Source organism: Xylophilus sp. Leaf220 (assembly GCF_001421705.1).
GTDB lineage: Bacteria > Pseudomonadota > Gammaproteobacteria > Burkholderiales > Burkholderiaceae_C > Xylophilus.
Genome location: NZ_LMKO01000001.1, coordinates 552,517 through 567,886 on the forward strand (window position 1 = coordinate 552,517; position 15,370 = coordinate 567,886).

The 15,370-nt window shown below is 73.7% G+C and carries 12 protein-coding genes; all 12 read right to left on the reverse strand.

All coding sequences use genetic code 11. The annotated features are described in order from the left end of the window. Positions 1 to 33 precede the first annotated feature (33 nt). Positions 34 to 1,074 (reverse strand): adenosylcobinamide-phosphate synthase CbiB, encoded by a 1,041-nt coding sequence (gene cbiB / locus ASE76_RS02520; RefSeq protein ID WP_055835533.1) that lies wholly within the window; start codon positions 1,072 to 1,074, stop codon positions 34 to 36. Between the two features lie 5 nt (positions 1,075 to 1,079). Beyond that, positions 1,080 to 2,624 carry a PepSY domain-containing protein gene (locus ASE76_RS02525; protein WP_055834181.1) on the reverse strand — a complete coding sequence of 515 codons (1,545 nt, stop codon included), beginning with the start codon at positions 2,622 to 2,624 and terminating at the stop codon, positions 1,080 to 1,082. 22 nt (positions 2,625 to 2,646) lie between these two features. After that, a complete protein-coding gene (locus ASE76_RS02530) occupies positions 2,647 to 4,770 on the reverse strand; it encodes a TonB-dependent siderophore receptor (RefSeq protein WP_055834184.1) in 2,124 nt (707 codons plus the stop codon). A gap of 91 nt (positions 4,771 to 4,861) precedes the next feature. Beyond that, the gene (gene cobO / locus ASE76_RS02535) at positions 4,862 to 5,431 is read right to left on the reverse strand and encodes a cob(I)yrinic acid a,c-diamide adenosyltransferase (protein WP_055834187.1); all 570 of its coding nucleotides are present in this window, start codon (positions 5,429 to 5,431) and stop codon (positions 4,862 to 4,864) included. A gap of 21 nt (positions 5,432 to 5,452) precedes the next feature. Beyond that, positions 5,453 to 9,628, reverse strand: a complete 4,176-nt coding sequence (gene cobN / locus ASE76_RS02540; RefSeq protein ID WP_236698307.1) for a cobaltochelatase subunit CobN — start codon at positions 9,626 to 9,628, stop codon at positions 5,453 to 5,455. A 56-nt stretch (positions 9,629 to 9,684) separates the two neighbouring features. Next, complete coding sequence (locus ASE76_RS02545; protein WP_055834192.1) at positions 9,685 to 10,071, reverse strand: DUF2149 domain-containing protein; 387 nt, start codon at positions 10,069 to 10,071, stop codon at positions 9,685 to 9,687. Further along, positions 10,068 to 10,535 carry a hypothetical protein gene (locus ASE76_RS02550; protein WP_055834195.1) on the reverse strand — a complete coding sequence of 156 codons (468 nt, stop codon included), beginning with the start codon at positions 10,533 to 10,535 and terminating at the stop codon, positions 10,068 to 10,070. The genes ASE76_RS02545 and ASE76_RS02550 overlap by 4 nt, the downstream gene beginning before the upstream one ends. Before the next feature lie 96 nt (positions 10,536 to 10,631). Next, on the reverse strand, positions 10,632 to 11,405 hold the full coding sequence (locus ASE76_RS02555; RefSeq protein ID WP_055835536.1) for an ABC transporter ATP-binding protein: 774 nt from the start codon (positions 11,403 to 11,405) through the stop codon (positions 10,632 to 10,634). Next, positions 11,399 to 12,403: an iron ABC transporter permease gene (locus ASE76_RS02560; RefSeq protein WP_055834198.1), complete on the reverse strand. Its 1,005-nt coding sequence runs from the start codon at positions 12,401 to 12,403 to the stop codon at positions 11,399 to 11,401. Before ASE76_RS02560 ends, ASE76_RS02555 begins: the two co-directional genes overlap by 7 nt. Before the next feature lie 88 nt (positions 12,404 to 12,491). Next, entirely contained in the window at positions 12,492 to 13,406 is a 915-nt protein-coding gene (locus tag ASE76_RS02565) for an ABC transporter substrate-binding protein (protein WP_055834201.1), read from the reverse strand. Further along, the gene (locus ASE76_RS02570) at positions 13,403 to 13,999 is read right to left on the reverse strand and encodes a bifunctional adenosylcobinamide kinase/adenosylcobinamide-phosphate guanylyltransferase (protein WP_055834204.1); all 597 of its coding nucleotides are present in this window, start codon (positions 13,997 to 13,999) and stop codon (positions 13,403 to 13,405) included. The genes ASE76_RS02565 and ASE76_RS02570 overlap by 4 nt, the downstream gene beginning before the upstream one ends. A 10-nt stretch (positions 14,000 to 14,009) precedes the next feature. Continuing rightward, entirely contained in the window at positions 14,010 to 15,359 is a 1,350-nt protein-coding gene (locus tag ASE76_RS02575; protein WP_055834206.1) for a cobyrinate a,c-diamide synthase, read from the reverse strand. Positions 15,360 to 15,370 lie beyond the last annotated feature (11 nt).

Genomic DNA, 15,370 nt, shown 5'->3' on the forward strand with positions numbered 1-15,370 from the left:
CGGCGGGCGGTGCCGGCGGCAGCGCGCGCGGTGTCAGGCCATTCTCGCCAATGCTATCGAATAGATAGCTAGAAGCCCGCACAGCACGCCGGCTACGACCGCTTTTCTAGAAGATTTCAGCGCCTGCGCTGTGTCGGCGGGCCGTGGGTCGCGTCTGCCGGCATTCAGGCAGTAGACGCCCGGCTTCGACAGCCGCACGCCCAGCCGCAGCGCCATCGCCCCCATCGGCCAGCCGCCGTTGGGCGACGGCGTGCGGCGGGCCTCGGCCGGAAGGCGCGGCCAGAGCGCCGGTCGCAGCGCCAGCAGCAGGGCCGCGGTGATGCGCGCCGGCAGCCACGACAGCAGGTCGTCGGCCCGCGCCGCCCACTTGCCGGCCCACTCCCACCGGCCCCGGTAGCCCCACATCGCGTCGGCGGTGTTGGCGAAGCGGTAGACGGCCGCGCCCGGCAGGCCGAGCAGCAGGAACCAGAACAGCGGCGCCACCACCGAGTCGTTGAGGTTCTCGGCCAGGGTTTCGATCGCGCTTTCGCGGACTTCCGTGTCAGTCAGTTGGGTCACGTCGCGGCTGACCAGCCGCGAGAGCCGGGCCCGGCCGGCATCGAGCGACACGGCCAGCGCGGCCTCGACCGCCGCCACCTCGTCGTGCAGCATGCGCCACGCCAGCAGCGGCTTGAGCGCGAGGCCGATCGCTATCGCGGCGGCCCACGGCGGCAGGTGCAATGCAAGCCACTGCAGCAGTGCCGCAGCCAGACCCACGGCGACCGCACCGACGGACCAGGCCAGTGCGCCGGCGGCGAACAGGCGCCAGCGGCCAGCGGACGGGCCGGACGGATTCGGCAGCGCGGACGATGCTGCTTGCGCACCAGCGCCTGCATCTCCACTGCCACCGCCTTCGGAATCGCCGCCGATGTCGGCACCGCTCCGCCGCATCAACCATCGGCCGGCGGCACCCAGGTACCGCCCCATCCCCACCACCGGATGCCAGACCCGCGGCTCGCCCCAGCGCCAGTCGACGGCCAGGGCGATCACCACCGCCAGCGCGGCCAGCGTGGCATCGGCGAGCGGAGCGGCCAGGCCGGTCACCGCCCGCCCTCCCCTGCGGTCGCCGCGCTGGCGACAGGCGCCGGCCGGTCGGGCCGCCGCCGGCGCGGCACCAGCACCCGCCACGCCACGGCGCAGGAGGTGATGCACAAGGCGGTGCCGAGCGCCGACAGGCCCAGCACCAGCGCATCGCGCAAGGCGGGCCGCGCCAGCAGCGGCGCGATGTCCAGGCTGTGCAGGCCATGGTAGAGCCAGCGCTGCCAGCGGCCCGAGCTGTCGGCGCGCAGCAGCAGCCGCGCCGACGCCGGATCGGCATAGGCCACGACGCCGTCGGCCCAGGTGGCGCGCCACACCGGCAGCGGGAGCCCGTGGCGGCTGTCGGGGTCGTGCGGGCGGGGGGCGTAGTAGAGATCGTCGTAGGCGTCGATGCGCTGCAGCGCCGGCGTTCCCGCCGCGGCGTCGCCGGCGCGCAGGCCGGCCAGCGCGGCGCGCACCGTGGCATCGGGCACCGCGTCGACGAGCGCCGCCGGGCCCTCGCCGTCGGCCCGCAGCAGGGCCTCGCGCCCGGGGCCGCGCAACCGGTACCAGGCCTGGCCGGCGATGCGCCCCGCCTCCAGCTCGCGCGGCGCCCACCCCTGCGCGGCCGCCAGGGCCAGCGCCTCGGCGGGGTTGCGCCGGAACACGGCGGCACCGCCCTCCCACCGCACGCTTTCCGCCGGCAGCGCGCCGTAGGGCGAGAACACGCCGAAAGGATTCATCGACAGCAGGCCCGAGAAGATCCAGGTCAGGGTGGCCACGCCGGCCAGCAGACCTGCGATGTGGTGCCAGCGCATCCAGAACCGGCGGTACGGAATCCAGCGCGCGCGGTTGAGGAACAGCTGCCACACGCCCAGCACCACCCCGCTGAGCGCCAGCAGCGTGCCGGGCAGCGCCAGCGCGACGACCACCTGCTGCCAGGCCCGCGGCGACTGGCGCAGCACGGTGGGGTAGATCCAGTGCGGAACCGCGCCGACCCAGTTCCAGAAGCGCTCCGCGCGGCGGGTGTCGCGCACCACCTCGGCGGCGCCGGCCGACACGTACAGCTCCAGGCCGTCGTCGCCCTGCATCGCCACCTTGACCAGCGGACGCCACGGGTCCAGGCCCTGCGGCACGGTCCACTGGTCGCGCAGCAGCGGCACGGTGCCGGTGGCGGCGCGGCCCGCGAAAGCCGCCGCCACCGCGGCGGCCTGCGCCTCGGCCAGCGGCGGCGGGGCCGTGCCATCGCGGGCGTCCAGCACCTGCCAGCGGGCGGCGCGGTTCGGATCGGTGGTGCCGGACGTCCGGACGCGCCAGACCGGCCGGTCGCCCAGCAGGCCCAGCCGCGCCTCGGTCCAGCGCAGGCCGGCGCGGGACGCGGCGGCATCGGGCGCCAGGCAGCAGCCGGCGGGCAGCTGCAGCGCGGGCAGGCCCGCCAGCCGCTCGGTCTGCGTCAGCGCGGGAAAGGGCACGAAGTACAGCACCACCCCGCTCAGGAACCACACCAGGAACAGCAGCGCGAGCGCCACGCCCAGCCACTTGTGCAGGAAGACCAGGGCGGGCTTCATCGTCGTTGTACGACCTGCCGGCTCAAAACCGGGCGCGCGCGGTCAACTGCACCGTGCGGGGAGCGCCCAGCAGCCAGAACACGTCGCCCGCGCCGGAAAGCGCATAGACCTTGTCGGCGAGGTTCTTGACCGACAAGGCCACGGTCAGGCTGCGGGAGTAGGCGTAGCTGAGCGACGCGTCCAGCACCGCATAGGACGGCAGCCGCGCGGTGTTGGCCGCATTGGCCTGGCGCGCGCCGACATAGCGCGCGCCAAAGCCGGCCTGCCACTGCGGCTGGAAGCGGTAGGCCGTCCACAGGCCTGCACTGCGCTCGGGCACGTCGGTGGGCGTGTTGCCGCTGCGGGACACCACGCCGCCGCTGGCCTGGGCCTCGTCGAACCGGTCGTAGCGGGCGCGCAGGAAGGCGGCGTTGGCATCGACCGTCCAGCCGCGCAGGGGCTCTGCGGCGAAGGCCAGTTCGATGCCGGTGGAGGACTGCCGGCCGATCTGCTGCGCGACCGTTGGGTCGAGCGGGTCGCGCGAGAGGATGTCGCGCTTCTGCAGCTGGTAGAGCGCCACTGTCCATTCGCCGCGCACCGCCGGCACGCTGCCCTTGGCGCCGACTTCCAGCTGCCGGCCTTTGGTCAGGTCGTAGGTGTTGGAGCCGTTGGGCAGGGAGAGCGATCCGCTCAGCGGATCGGTGCCGGTGCCGTACTGGCCGTAGAGCGAGAGCGCGTCGCTCGCCGCCCAGACCAGGCCGATGCGGCCGGTCTCCGGCGTGTACGTCTTGGCCTGGCGGGCGCCGGGCAGGCTGCTGCGCAGATTGGTGAAGTCGAGTGCCATGCGGTCGCTGCGCAGGCCGGCAACCAGCTTCCACTGCGGCGCGAGGTCGAGGGCGTTCTCGGCGAAGAGTGCGCGGGTCTCCAGAGACGAACGGCGGCCGGGCGTGGTGGGCACCGGGCTGTCGAACACACCCGGCGCCACCGCGAACGGATCGACCGTGCTGCCGCCGTCGTAGGGCGCATTGTTTGTGTGGAGCAGCCGGGTGCGGTACCCGTCCACGCCCACCACGAAGCGGTTGCGCCGGCCGGCGATCTGGCCGTCGAGCGTGGCGTCGAACCGGTTGCCGGTCTGCTGCTGGTCGTGAAGGATCTCGACGTAGTCGCTGCGGTTCACCCGGGTGCCGGTGGTGTCGAAGGCGTAGGTCTCGGCGTTGCGCCAATGGCGCTGGCTGGTCAGGCGGTAGGTCTCGTTGCGCAGCCGCAGGCCGGGCGCGGCCTGGTACTCGACCCTGGCGCGCCAGACGCGGTCGTCGTAGCGCACCATGCCGTCGGCCAGGTTGAAGCCGGTGCGGCGCAACCGGTCGTCCAGCACGCCGCCGCGCAGCGAGGTACCGAAGTAGTGGCTGTCGTCGTTGTGGCCGGCGTCCACCGACAGGTCGATGCGGAGCGCATTGGTCGGCCGCAGGGCCAGCGCGGCCGAGAGATTCTGTCGCCGGTAGGCCATGTCGGGGTTGTAGCCGCTGCTGCGGTCGGCATCGAGGTACAGGGAGTACGCCAGCACCTCGTTGACCGGCCCGCGCAGCCCCACGCCGGCCTGCAGCAGGCCGTAGGAGCCGGCGCCCACGAAGGCCTCGCGCTCGCTGCGGTCGAAGAGCGGCCGCTTGGTCAGGTAGTTGACCGCCGCGCCGAGGGCACCGTCGCCGTACAGCACCGAGGCGGGGCCGCGCAACACCTCGACGCCCTCCAGCGGCCAGGTCGAGAACGGATAGGTCACCGTGCCGTTGGCCACCACCAGCCGGGTGCCGTCGACCATCTGCGCCACCGAGTTGTGGCCGACGAAGCCGCGCGCCGCCAGCGCTGTGCCGCCGTTGCCCGGCGCGGGCGATTCGGTGACGCCCGGCAGGCGGACGGCCGCGTCCTGCGCCCGGGCCAGGCTGCGCTCGGCCATCTCGGCGCCGTCGATGCGGCTCACGCTGGCCGGCGTCTCCCGCGGCGCGAGGCCCAGGCGCGAGCCGGTCTCGCCCGGCAGGTCGAGGTCGAGCGAGCCACCGGCCTCTGGCCGGGTGTCGGTGACCTGCTGGGTCGGCAGGTCGGCGGCATGGCAGAGCGGCACGGCGGCGCAGGCCGCGGCGGCGAGCCGCAGGGAGAAGGGCAGATGGCGCATGGTGGGACGTCGGTCGCAGGCCCCAGGGAGCCGGCAAGAATGCAAAGGGCACTAACGATAATGCATTTTCATTAACGAGCGGCGCTGTGCGTCAGTCCTCGATGCCGCGCTGGGCCGGAATGCCGGCCTTGAACGCATGCTTGACCATCTGCATCTCGGTCACCGTGTCGGCCAGCTCGACGATCTCGAGCGGGCAGCGGCGGCCGGTGAGCATCACGTGCACCTCCTTCGGGCGATTGCGCAGGGTCTCCAGCACGCCGTCGAGCGGCAGCCAGCCGTAGATCAGCGGGTAGGTGATCTCGTCGAGCACCACCAGGAAATAGTCGCCCGAGAGAATCGCCGCACGGGCCTTGTCCCAGCCGTCGCGGGCCAGTTGCGCGCTGCGCTCCAGGTCCTGGCTCTTCCAGCTGAAGCCGTCGCCCAGGCCCTCGATGGGAATCCCGATCTGCTCGAACATGCGGTGCTCGCCGAAGCGGGCGCTGGGCACCTTCATGAACTGGTAGATCTTCACTGCCTTGCCGCGACCGTGGGCGCGCAGGGCCAGGCCGAAGGCCGAGGTGCTCTTGCCCTTGCCGTCGCCGGTGTTGACGAGGACGAGGCCGCGGCGTTCGCCCTCGGGCTTCTCGTACGGTTTTTCGCTGGGAGGGGTTTCGATCTGCATGGGATTGTCTTTCTGAAAAGGTCAGGTGCCGGCGGCTGTCCGCCAGCGGGGCGCGCCCGGGCGCTGGGCCTGCCAGGCGGCACCCGCGGCGATGACCAGCAGCACCAGCGCACCGGCCAGCCACTGGATCAAACGGGATGCGGCGGCCGATGCCGGCGGCGGATCGGGTACACGCTCCAGCCGCACGCCCTGCTCGGGCGGCGGCACTGCGGCAAGCGCTGCGGGCGCGGCGGGTTGTGCAGCCGGCGGAGGGGCGACGGGTGCGGCGGCCGCGTTGGCGGCGGCCTGCATGCCGACCGGTGTGGCCGGCACCGCAGGCGCCGCACGCTGGTCGGCCCACTGGCGCACCGAGGCCTGCTCCAGCGCCAGCGGCTCGGCCCGGGTCAGTGCGCGGTAGCGCTCCGCCAGGTCGCGCTGGGTGGCGGCGTCGGCCTGCCAGTAGCCCTGGCGCTGGGCCTGCACCAGCCGCTCCAGCGTCTGTGCATAGGCCTGCCGGTTCTGGTCCAGCCACTGCGGCACGCCGAGCCGGTGCTTGTCCTGCACCAGCACCTCGTAGAAGCTCTGCCAGTGGTCGGAGCGGATGCTGTCCTTCTGCACCGATTGCCAGCCCCAGGCGAACTGCACCGCCTTCAGCACCTGCAGCGTGCCGGCATAGCCCTCGGCCTTCTGTGCCTGCAGCCAGCCGGGGTGCAGGTAGCGCGACTGCATCTCCAGCGCGATGGCGCGCTGCGCGGTCTCGGTGACCGGCTCGCCGCTGTCCTGCAACTGGTTGACGTAGAGGCCCACCTCCTCCTTGCGACCGGCGCTGCGGGCCGCGGCGGCCAGGCCGCCCAGGTACTGGAACGGGTCGTCGGAACTGACCATCGCGTAGAGGTGCGAGCTGCGCGACATCACCGCTGCATCGGTGCGCCGCAGGTGCGCGCCCAGCGCCTCGCGCGCCGTGCCGGGCGCTATATCGGGCAACGGCTGGCCGTCGAGGTAGGGCTGGCTCATCCGCTGCAGGAAGAGTTCGCCCAGCCGTGCGTCCTGCGCCTTCAGGCCGTCGTCCTGCACCGCCTCGGCGATGCCGGTGCCGTAGTCGCCCAGGGTGTTGCCGAAGCTGCGGGCGCGGGCCAGCGCCGCGGCCTGGGCCTGCGGCACGCCACGCTGGCGCAGTTCGGCCGCGACCTGGCGGGTGTTGGTGGCGACGGCGTTGTCGGGCTCGGCCTGCGCGGCGGCGGCCACCGCCTGGTCGATGAGGGCCATCAGCGCCGGGAACTGGTCGCGGTAGGAGCCGGTGATGCTCAGCAGCACATCGACCCGCGGGCGCTGCAATTCCTGCCGCGGGATCAGCTCGACCTTGACCGGCCGGCCGCTGTCGTCCCACACAGGTCGCACGCCGAGCGCGACCAGGGCCTGCGCTTCCATCACGCCCTGCTGGCGCAGGGTTTCGCCGGCCCAGAGCGACAGCGCCAGGCGGCCCGGCATCGCGCCGCCGTGCGACGCGCGCCAGCCTTGGAGCCAGTCGGCGAACACCGTTTGCGCCACCTCGTAGGCATTGCGGGTGGGCAGCCGCGCCGGGTCCAGTCCGGTGAGGTTGCGGCCAGTCGGCAGGCTATCGGGATTGCGGATCGGGTCGCCGCCGTAGGCCGCTTGAATGAATCGGCCATCGAGCGCGCCCAGCAGGCCCGGCATCTCGCCTTCGGTCGCCAGCAGCGCGTCGAGTTGCTGCGCACGCCGCGCCAGGGCCAGCAGGGCCGGGCTGTCGATCGGCTTGCGGGCGGCACGGTTGGGCACGAAGTCTTCGGCGCGCACCAGCGCATCGGGCGGTCGCGCAGCCGCTGCGGGCGCAACCGAAGTTTGCAAGGCGGGCGGGCCGCTCGCCACCGTATCGGTCGTGGCTTGCACAGGAACCGCGCCGACAGGTCCCGCCGCCGAGGCCGCCGGCCGCAGGTCCAGCATGCTGGCGGCCTGCGGATCGCGCAGCGCCACCGCCAGCCAGCGCGCGGGTCGGGCGGTGGCGATGCCGGTGTGGTCGATCAGGAACGCCTCGTCGATGTCCTCGCCCAGCGCTTCGATCAGCGGCTTGCGCAGCGCCTGCAGGATGGTCTGCTGGCGCTGGGCCGCGTCGGGCACGATGCCGAAGGCGGCCATGCCCTTGGGCTGCGAGCTCTGGGCCAGGCTGTCGAGGTAGGGGTGCAGGATTTCCAGGAACGGCTCGAACGCCTGGGCGATGCGCTCGGCGCTCCAGCCCAGGTCGCGGTGCAGGTTGTGCTCCACGAACTGCGCGGTCAGCTCCTTCTCCAGCGCGGCGCGGGTGGGGCCGGCGTCGACTGTCTCCCACTCGTGCATCAGTTCGTGCATGTGGGCCATGCGGGCGTTGAAGCCGGCGGGCGAGAACACCGGCGTCTTGTGGCTGACCAGCACCGCGCGGCCTCGGCGCTTGGCGGTCAGCGCCTCGCCCAGGTTGTCGACGATGTAGGGATACACCACCGGCACGTCGCCCAGCGGCAGCAGCGCGTCGTCGTGCACATCGAGCGCCCGGGCCTTGCCGGGCGCCCATTCCTGCGTGCCGTGGGTGCCGAAGTGGATGAGCGCGTCGGCCTGCGCGGCCCAGAGGTACACCACCAGGTAGTGGTGCGACAGGGGCGTCTTGCTGCGGTGCATGAAGGCGTTCTGGCCCTGGCGCAGCGTCTCCTCCCGCGGCGGCTGCGGCAGCACCGACAGGTTGCCGACCTGCAGCCGCGGAACGACGAACACCGGCGCGCCCTGCCACTGCACCACATAGCGGCTGCGCGCGGCCGGGCCCCACTGGCCCTCGATGCGCTGGCGCACCGCGGCGGGCAGCGTGCCGAACCAGCGTTCGTAGTCGGCCAGCGGCAGCGCGGCGGCCTGGCCGGTCTCCAGCAGGCCGCGCAGGTCGGCATCGGGGTAGTAGGCGCGCAGCAGCGGCTTCAGGCCGTCGATCCACTGCGCCTCGGGCAGGCCGCGGGTGGTGTAGCCCGCATCGGCCAGGCCCTGCGACACCCGCTCCAGGCTGCGCGGCACGTTGAGGAACGAGGCGCCGAAGTTGGTGCCGCCCGGCGGATAGTTGTAGACCATCGCGACCAGCCGCTTCTGCGCCCGCGGCGTGTCCCGCAAGGCCACCAGCCGGCGCACCTTGGCCGCCACCGCATCGGCCTGGCGCACCACCAGTTCGGGCCGCCGGCCGCCGTCGGCATGGGCCAGCACCATCAGCGGATCGACGGCGCCCGCGCCCTCGGGCTGGGCCAGGTAGAAGGGCACGTCGCCGAAGGCCAGGCCCTGCGCGTCGGCCTCCCATTCGGCGGTGCCGCCCTGCCGGTAGGGCTGGGTGGCGATCACCGGCGCGCCCCAGCGGTCGAACAGCGGCTGCAGCGCCGCGGCCTGCGGGACCAACTGGTGCAGCACGAGGGCACGGGCCTGCAGCGTGCGGCCGCCTGCACCGTCGGGCACCTCCAGCAGCTGCGACAGGCCCGCCGCGTCGGCCTGCGGACCGAAGGCCGCATAGGCCAGCAGGCCGTGCCGGCGGAACAGGGCGATCCACTGGTCGATCCAGTCGGTCGCGCCGTTGACGAAGTGGTAGCGGTGCACCAGCAGGGCGATGGTGGGCAGGTCTTTCAGCGCGGACTGCGTGGCCTGCCAGCGGGCGAAGGCCTCGGCGTCGGCGAACAGCTCCGGCGCGCCGGGCGTGTAGAGGCCGCGGGTGGCGAAGGGTTGCGGCGCGGGCAGCGTGGGCAGCGCGGCACCGGTCGCGACGGCAGCGGCCAGCGCCACCGCATGGCGCATGTTGGCCTCGCCGCCGGCCTTCAGGTAGGCGGCCATGCGGGCCGCCGGCGTGTCGCCGGCAGCGAACGCCGTGGTGCCCCAGGCCAGGCGGTTCGGTTTGCGCTGGGCAAAGGCTTCCGAGCGCGGGCCGACGACGGACCGGAGCCGCGCTTCGATCGTGGGATGCGGCGCGTCGATCCACACCAGATCGGCGGTGGACAACGCCTGGTCGAGCGCGGTGGCCTGCGCACCGTCCAGGCCGGGCACGCCGGTGATCGGGTACTCGATGTGCTGCACCGGCAGGCCGGCCTCGCTGCCCAGCCGCTGCAGCAAGGCGGTGCGGGTGGCGGGCGTGACATCGGCGGTGAGCCAGAGCAACGTGGCGGCACGGGCGGACGGCGTCAGCACGCACAGGAGCAGCAGCGCTAACACGCACGCCCCCAGCCGCGCGCCGATGCCACGCCATGGTCGCACCACGCCCCCCACCGTCATCGCGCGGTTTCGCCGGCGGGCGGTGCCGCAGGTACCGGCGATGCCGCAGCAGGCGCCGCAGCGGCCGCGCCCTCCCCCGGCTCCGGCACGTAGACCACGCTGCCGTCGTCGAGCTTGTAGGCCACGCCGGTGCGCACGCCCTGCCCGCGGCTCGCGCTGCCGGTGCCCTTGAACTTGATGCTCTTGCCGTTCTCGGTGATGACCAGTTCCATGTCGGGCTGGCCCGGATTGCGAACCGACGTGATCGCGCCTTCGGCCGACTGGCTCTGCACCGCCACGGCGGTGAGCAGCGCCACGATCAGCACCAGGAACACGTCGATCAGGTTGATCGCCGACAGCATCGGATCGTCGTCTTCCTCGGCCAGTACGCTGAGGTGCTTCATGCAGTGACCCCCCGCTCGCGCCGTACTTCCAGCAGCTCGGCCAGCAGCCAGCGCCGCCGCACCGAATACACCACCAGCCCGATCGATGCGGCGGCCAGGGCCAGCACCACACCCGAGAAGGCGCCGCTGAACACCGCCAGCGCCTGCTGGCCCTGGCCGGCGGCCACGCTCTGCAGGGCGGGGCCGAGCGGGATCATGGTGGCGATCAGGCCCAGCATCGGCGAGAGGCGGCTCAGGAGCCGCACCGGCTCGATCTGCCGCACGATGCGCAGCTCCAGCTCTTCGAGCGAATCCTCCGGCACGACGCGCAGGGCCCGCCATGCAGGCCGCCGCCAGCGCTGCACCGCCTCCATGCCGGTCGCGCCGGCCGACCACAGCGCGTACAGGAACGACAGCCCCACCAGCGCCATCACCGGCCACAGCAGCCACTGCGCGACCTGCGCAAAACCTGTTTCCATCGACATATCCCTCGCTCCTTGAATCCGTCCATTTTTTGTTCGGGGCCACCGGCCAGCGCGCACGCGCCGCACGGTTTCCGCGCCATTCGGCGAGGCTGGTGGCTACCGCGGCAGCGCCACCCACTGGTCGTCCAGCCGCCGCACCGCGATGCGGTCGCCGAACACCGCCTCCACCGCGCGGTGCGTCGCCGGGTCATCGCAGGCGCCGCGGTGCCGGATGCGGCCCGCGTCCACCACCACCAGCGCGTCGGCGTGCAGCGCCATCGAGATCTCGTGCAGCACGCTGACCACCGTGCGGCCTTCGGCCACCAGCGCGCGTACCGTCTGCAGCCAGTCGGCCTGGTGCGGCGGGTCGAGATTGGCCAGCGGCTCGTCCATCAGCAGCACCTCGGCCTCGACCGCCAGCGCGCGGGCCAGCAGCACCCGCTGGCGCTCGCCGCCCGAGAGCGCACCCAGCGGCCGGTCGCGCCAGTCCCAGGCCTGGGTGGTGCGCAGGGCGCGCTCCACCGCGGCGCGGTCGTCGGTGCCGGGGGCGGCCAGCCAGCGCTGGTGCGGCAGGCGGCCGAGCATCGCGACGTCGTAAACGGTCAGGTCGTCGGCACCGCCGCGGTCGCCCTCGCTCTGGCCCAGCCACGACAGGCTGCGCGCCCGCGCCCGGCCGCCGTAGCCGCGCAGGTCGCGGTCGTGCAGCAGCACCTCGCCGCGGTACGGCAGCAGGCCGGCCAGCACCTTCAGCAGCGTCGATTTGCCGGCGCCGTTGGGGCCGACGACCGAGGTCCAGCGGCCGCGCGCGAAGGCCACGTCGATGCCGTGCAGGATGGCCGTGCCGCCCAGCTGCGCGTGCACCTGCCGCGCTTCCAGTGCCGCGGTCACGATCCACCCCGCAGCGAGCGCCGGTGCATCAGCCACAGCAGGTAGCCGCCGCCGAGCAGCGCGGTCAGCACGCCCACCGGCAGCTCCTGCGGCGCGATCAGCCAGCGGGCCAGCAGGTCGGCCGCCATCAGCAGCGCGCCGCCCATGCAGGCCGACAGCAGCAGCAGCGCCGCATGGGTCGAGTGCAGCAGCGGACGCACCAGGTGCGGCGCCGCCAAGCCGACGAAGGCGATCAGCCCGGTCTGCGCCACCGCGGTGCCGGTGGCCAGGGCCAGCACCGCCACCAGCGCGGCGCGCAGCCAGGGCAGCGACAGGCCCATGCTGGCGGCGGTGGCCTCGCCCAACGCCAGGCCGTCGAGCACCGGGGCCAGCAGCCGCGCGGCCAGCAGGCAGAGCGCCAGCGCGCCGGCCATCAGCGCCACCGCCTGCCAGCCCAGGAAGCTGGTGCTGCCCAGGGTGAAGCCCTGCATCGATTCGAGGATGCGCGGCGCGGCCACGGTGATCAAGTCCTTGCCCGCGCCCAGCACCACGCCGACGATCACGCCGCCCAGCAGCAGCCGCATCGTGTGCTGGGCGCCGCGCGCCAGCAGCAGCGTCAGCACCACGCCCAGCACCGCGCCGGCGAAGGCGGCACCGGTCACGCCCAATTGCAGCCACAGGCTGCCGGCCGCGGCCAGCGACGCCGTCTGGCCGCCCCACAGCAGCGCCAGCGCGGTGCCGAGCGACGCGCCCGAGCCGCTGCCGAGCAGGTAGGGATCGGCCAGCGGATTGCGGAACAGCCCCTGCGCCACCGCGCCCGCCAGCCCCAGCAGCGCGCCGGCCACCCAGGCGCCAGCGGTGCGCGGCAGCCGGATCTCCCAGACGATCTGCCAGGCGACCGGGTCCTGCCGCGCGGCGGCCAGGCTCTCGAAGCCGGTGCTGCCGATGCCGGCGCCCAGGGCCAGCAGCAGCGCCGCCAGGACCAGCAGCACGCTGCCGAGCGCGACGGCGCGGCCGTTCATGCGCGGCCCTTGCGCTCGGCTGCCGGCGGCCCGAAGCGCGGCCGGCCGGACGTCGCCGCCACGGCGCGAGCGTCCATGCGGGAGGCCGTCACGGCGCCTTCTCCGCCAGGCAGCGCGCCATGATGCGGGCGGCATCGGCCATGCGCGGGCCGGGGCGCACCACCACGTCGGCCTCGTCGGGGCCGAAGACGCAGATGCGCTGCTCGCGGATCGCGCGCATGCTCTGCCAGCCGGGGTACGGCACCATCGACTGCATGCTGCGGTTGCCGACCATGACCACGTCGGGGTTGGCGCGCACCACGTATTCGGGGTTGAGCCGCGGGAACGGACCCAGGTCGGGCGGCACCACGTTCTGCGCGCCGAGCCAGGTGAGCGTCTCGCCGATGAAGGACGCGGTGCCCGCCGCGTACGGCCCGCGGCTGACCTCGAAGTACACCCGCGTCGGCCTGACGCGCCGCGGCACGGACTGCGCCGCCGCCTGTACGCCCGCGTCGATCACCCGCCAGACGCGCGCCGCCGCGTCGCCCTGCACCTGCAGCAGCCGCGCCAGGGTGTCGAGCACCCGCCGCACGTCGGCATGGGTCTTGGGCTCCAGCGCCACGACCCGGATGCCCAGGGCCTCCAGCCGGTCGCTGGCGCGCGAGGAGACGGCCAGCAGCACCACGTCGGGCCGCAGCGCGACGATCGCCTCGATGTTCGGGTCGATGCCGCCGCCCACCTGCGGCAGGCGCCGCACGCTCTCGGGGAAATTGGAGTACCGGTCGATGCCGACCAGCCGGTCGCACTGGTCGAGCGCGCAGACACTCTCGGTGAGCGAAGGCAGCAGGCTGACGATGCGCTGCGGCGGCCGGTCGAACCGCAGGGTGCGGCCGCGGCCGTCCGTGACGTCGAAGGGCTGGGTTTGCGCATGGAGCGGGGCCGCCAGCGCCGACAGCACCAGCGCCGCAGCGACGAACGCTCGGCGCCGGCGGGCCAGGAGGAATGCGATGGTCGGCAGGCTCATGGCGTGTCCTTCAGCGTCAGCGGCAGTCCGGCCGCCACCAGCGTTACCCGGGCGCAGGTGGCCGCCACGCCCTGGTTGAGCAACCCGAGCGTGTCGACGAAGCGGCGCACCTCGCGGCCGAGCGGCACGACGCCCAGGCCGATCTCGTTGGAGACCAGCACCACCGGACCCGGCGCCTGCTCGATTGCTATTAAAAGCATAGCTACCAGCCGGGACAGATCGCCGGCTGGAGGCATGTTCGGCCCATCGTTTTCCGCGGAAGCGGGCATCAGCAGATTGGTGAGCCACAGGGTGAGGCAGTCGACCACGATCAGCGTGTCGGGCCGGCTGTGCGCGGCCAGCGCGTCGGCCAGGAGCAGGGGCTCCTCCACCGTCCGCATGCCGGGCAAGCGCTCGGCCCGGTCCTGGCGGTGGCGGGCGATGCGGGCGCGCATCTCTTCGTCCCAGGGGGTGGCAGTGGCCAGCATCACGCCGCGGTGCTGCGGCGACGCGGCGAGCCAGGCAGCGGCCAGCAGTTCGGCGCGGCGCGACTTGCCGCTTTTCTGGCCGCCGAGGACCAGCTCGCTGCGGGCGACGGAAAGCGGGGCGGTCACGGCAGGGCCTTCACGATGCGACCGCTCCGCCGAACAGGCCGGCCGCGGCCGCCGGGCACGAGGGAAACCACGCGTGGAAATAGCTGGCCCGCACCGGGCCGTGGGCGTAGACCGCTTCGCCAGCGGTAGCCGACAGCGCCGTGCCGGGCCGGGCGGTGCGGCCGATGGCGGCCAGCGGCGTCTCCGCGGTCGAGTAGTGGAAGGTGTGGCCGCGCAGGGTGCCGGCCTCGCCCGTCCATTGCTGGGGACCGAGCGCCGCGAGCCGGCGGCCCATGGTCACCGCGCCGGGCAGCAGTCCCCAGCCCGGGTGGGTGCGTCCTTCGGCGTCGGTCAGGCTGTCCATCAGCGCCATCATGCCGCCGCATTCGGCCCACACCGGCAGGCCGCGGTCGATGTGCCGCTGCACGCCGGCGCGGCTGCGCTGCGCCGCGGCCAGTGCGGGCATGTGCAGCTCGGGGTAGCCGCCGGGCAGCCAGAGCGCGTCGCATTCGGGCAGATGCTCGTCGGCCAGGGGCGAGAAGAAGGCCAGCTCCGCACCCATCGCGCGCAGCCAGTCGAGGTTGCCGGCGTACAGGAAGGCGAAGGCCGCGTCGCGCGCCACGGCAATGCGGCGGCCCTGCAGGCGGGGGGGCGCGTCGGCCGGGTCCGTCGACAGCGGCGGCGCGAACGGAGTGCTCCAGCCGGCCAGCGCCGCGCCGTCCATGCGGCCCAGGGGCGTCTGCGCCAGTGCATCGGCGGCGGCATCCAGCCGGGCCAGCGCATCGACCGGGTCGCCGTCGGCCACCAGCCCCAGGTGCCGCTCGGGCAGCGCCCAGGCGACGCCGCGCGGCATCGCGCCCATCCATTCCTCGGGGGTGCGCAGGCCGTCCTGCAGCATCTGCGCATGGCGTTCGCTGGCCACCCGGTTGGCCAGCACGCCGGCCCAGGGCATGCCGTCGCGGTAGTGGCGCAGGCCGAAGGCCAGCGCGCCGAAGGTGCCGGCCATCGCGCCGGCATCCACCACCGCCAGCACCCGCAGGCCGAAGCGCTGGGCCAGGTCGGCCGCGCTGGGCGTGCCGTCGAAGAGGCCCATCGCGCCTTCGACGATCAGCAGGTCGGCCTCTTCTGCGGCGGCATGCAGCCGGGCGGTGCAGTCGGCCTCGCCGTTCATCCACAGGTCGAGCGCGTGCACCGGCGCGCCGCTGGCCATGGCCAGCCAGCACGGGTCGAGGAAATCCGGCCCGCATTTGAAGACGCGGACCCGCCGGCCGGCGCGCGCATGCAGCCGCGCCAGCGCGGCCGCGACGGTGGTCTTGCCCTGGCCCGAGCCCGGCGCGGCCACCAGGATGGCCGGGCAGGATGCGGCGGCGCTTGCGCTCATCGCGCGGCCCG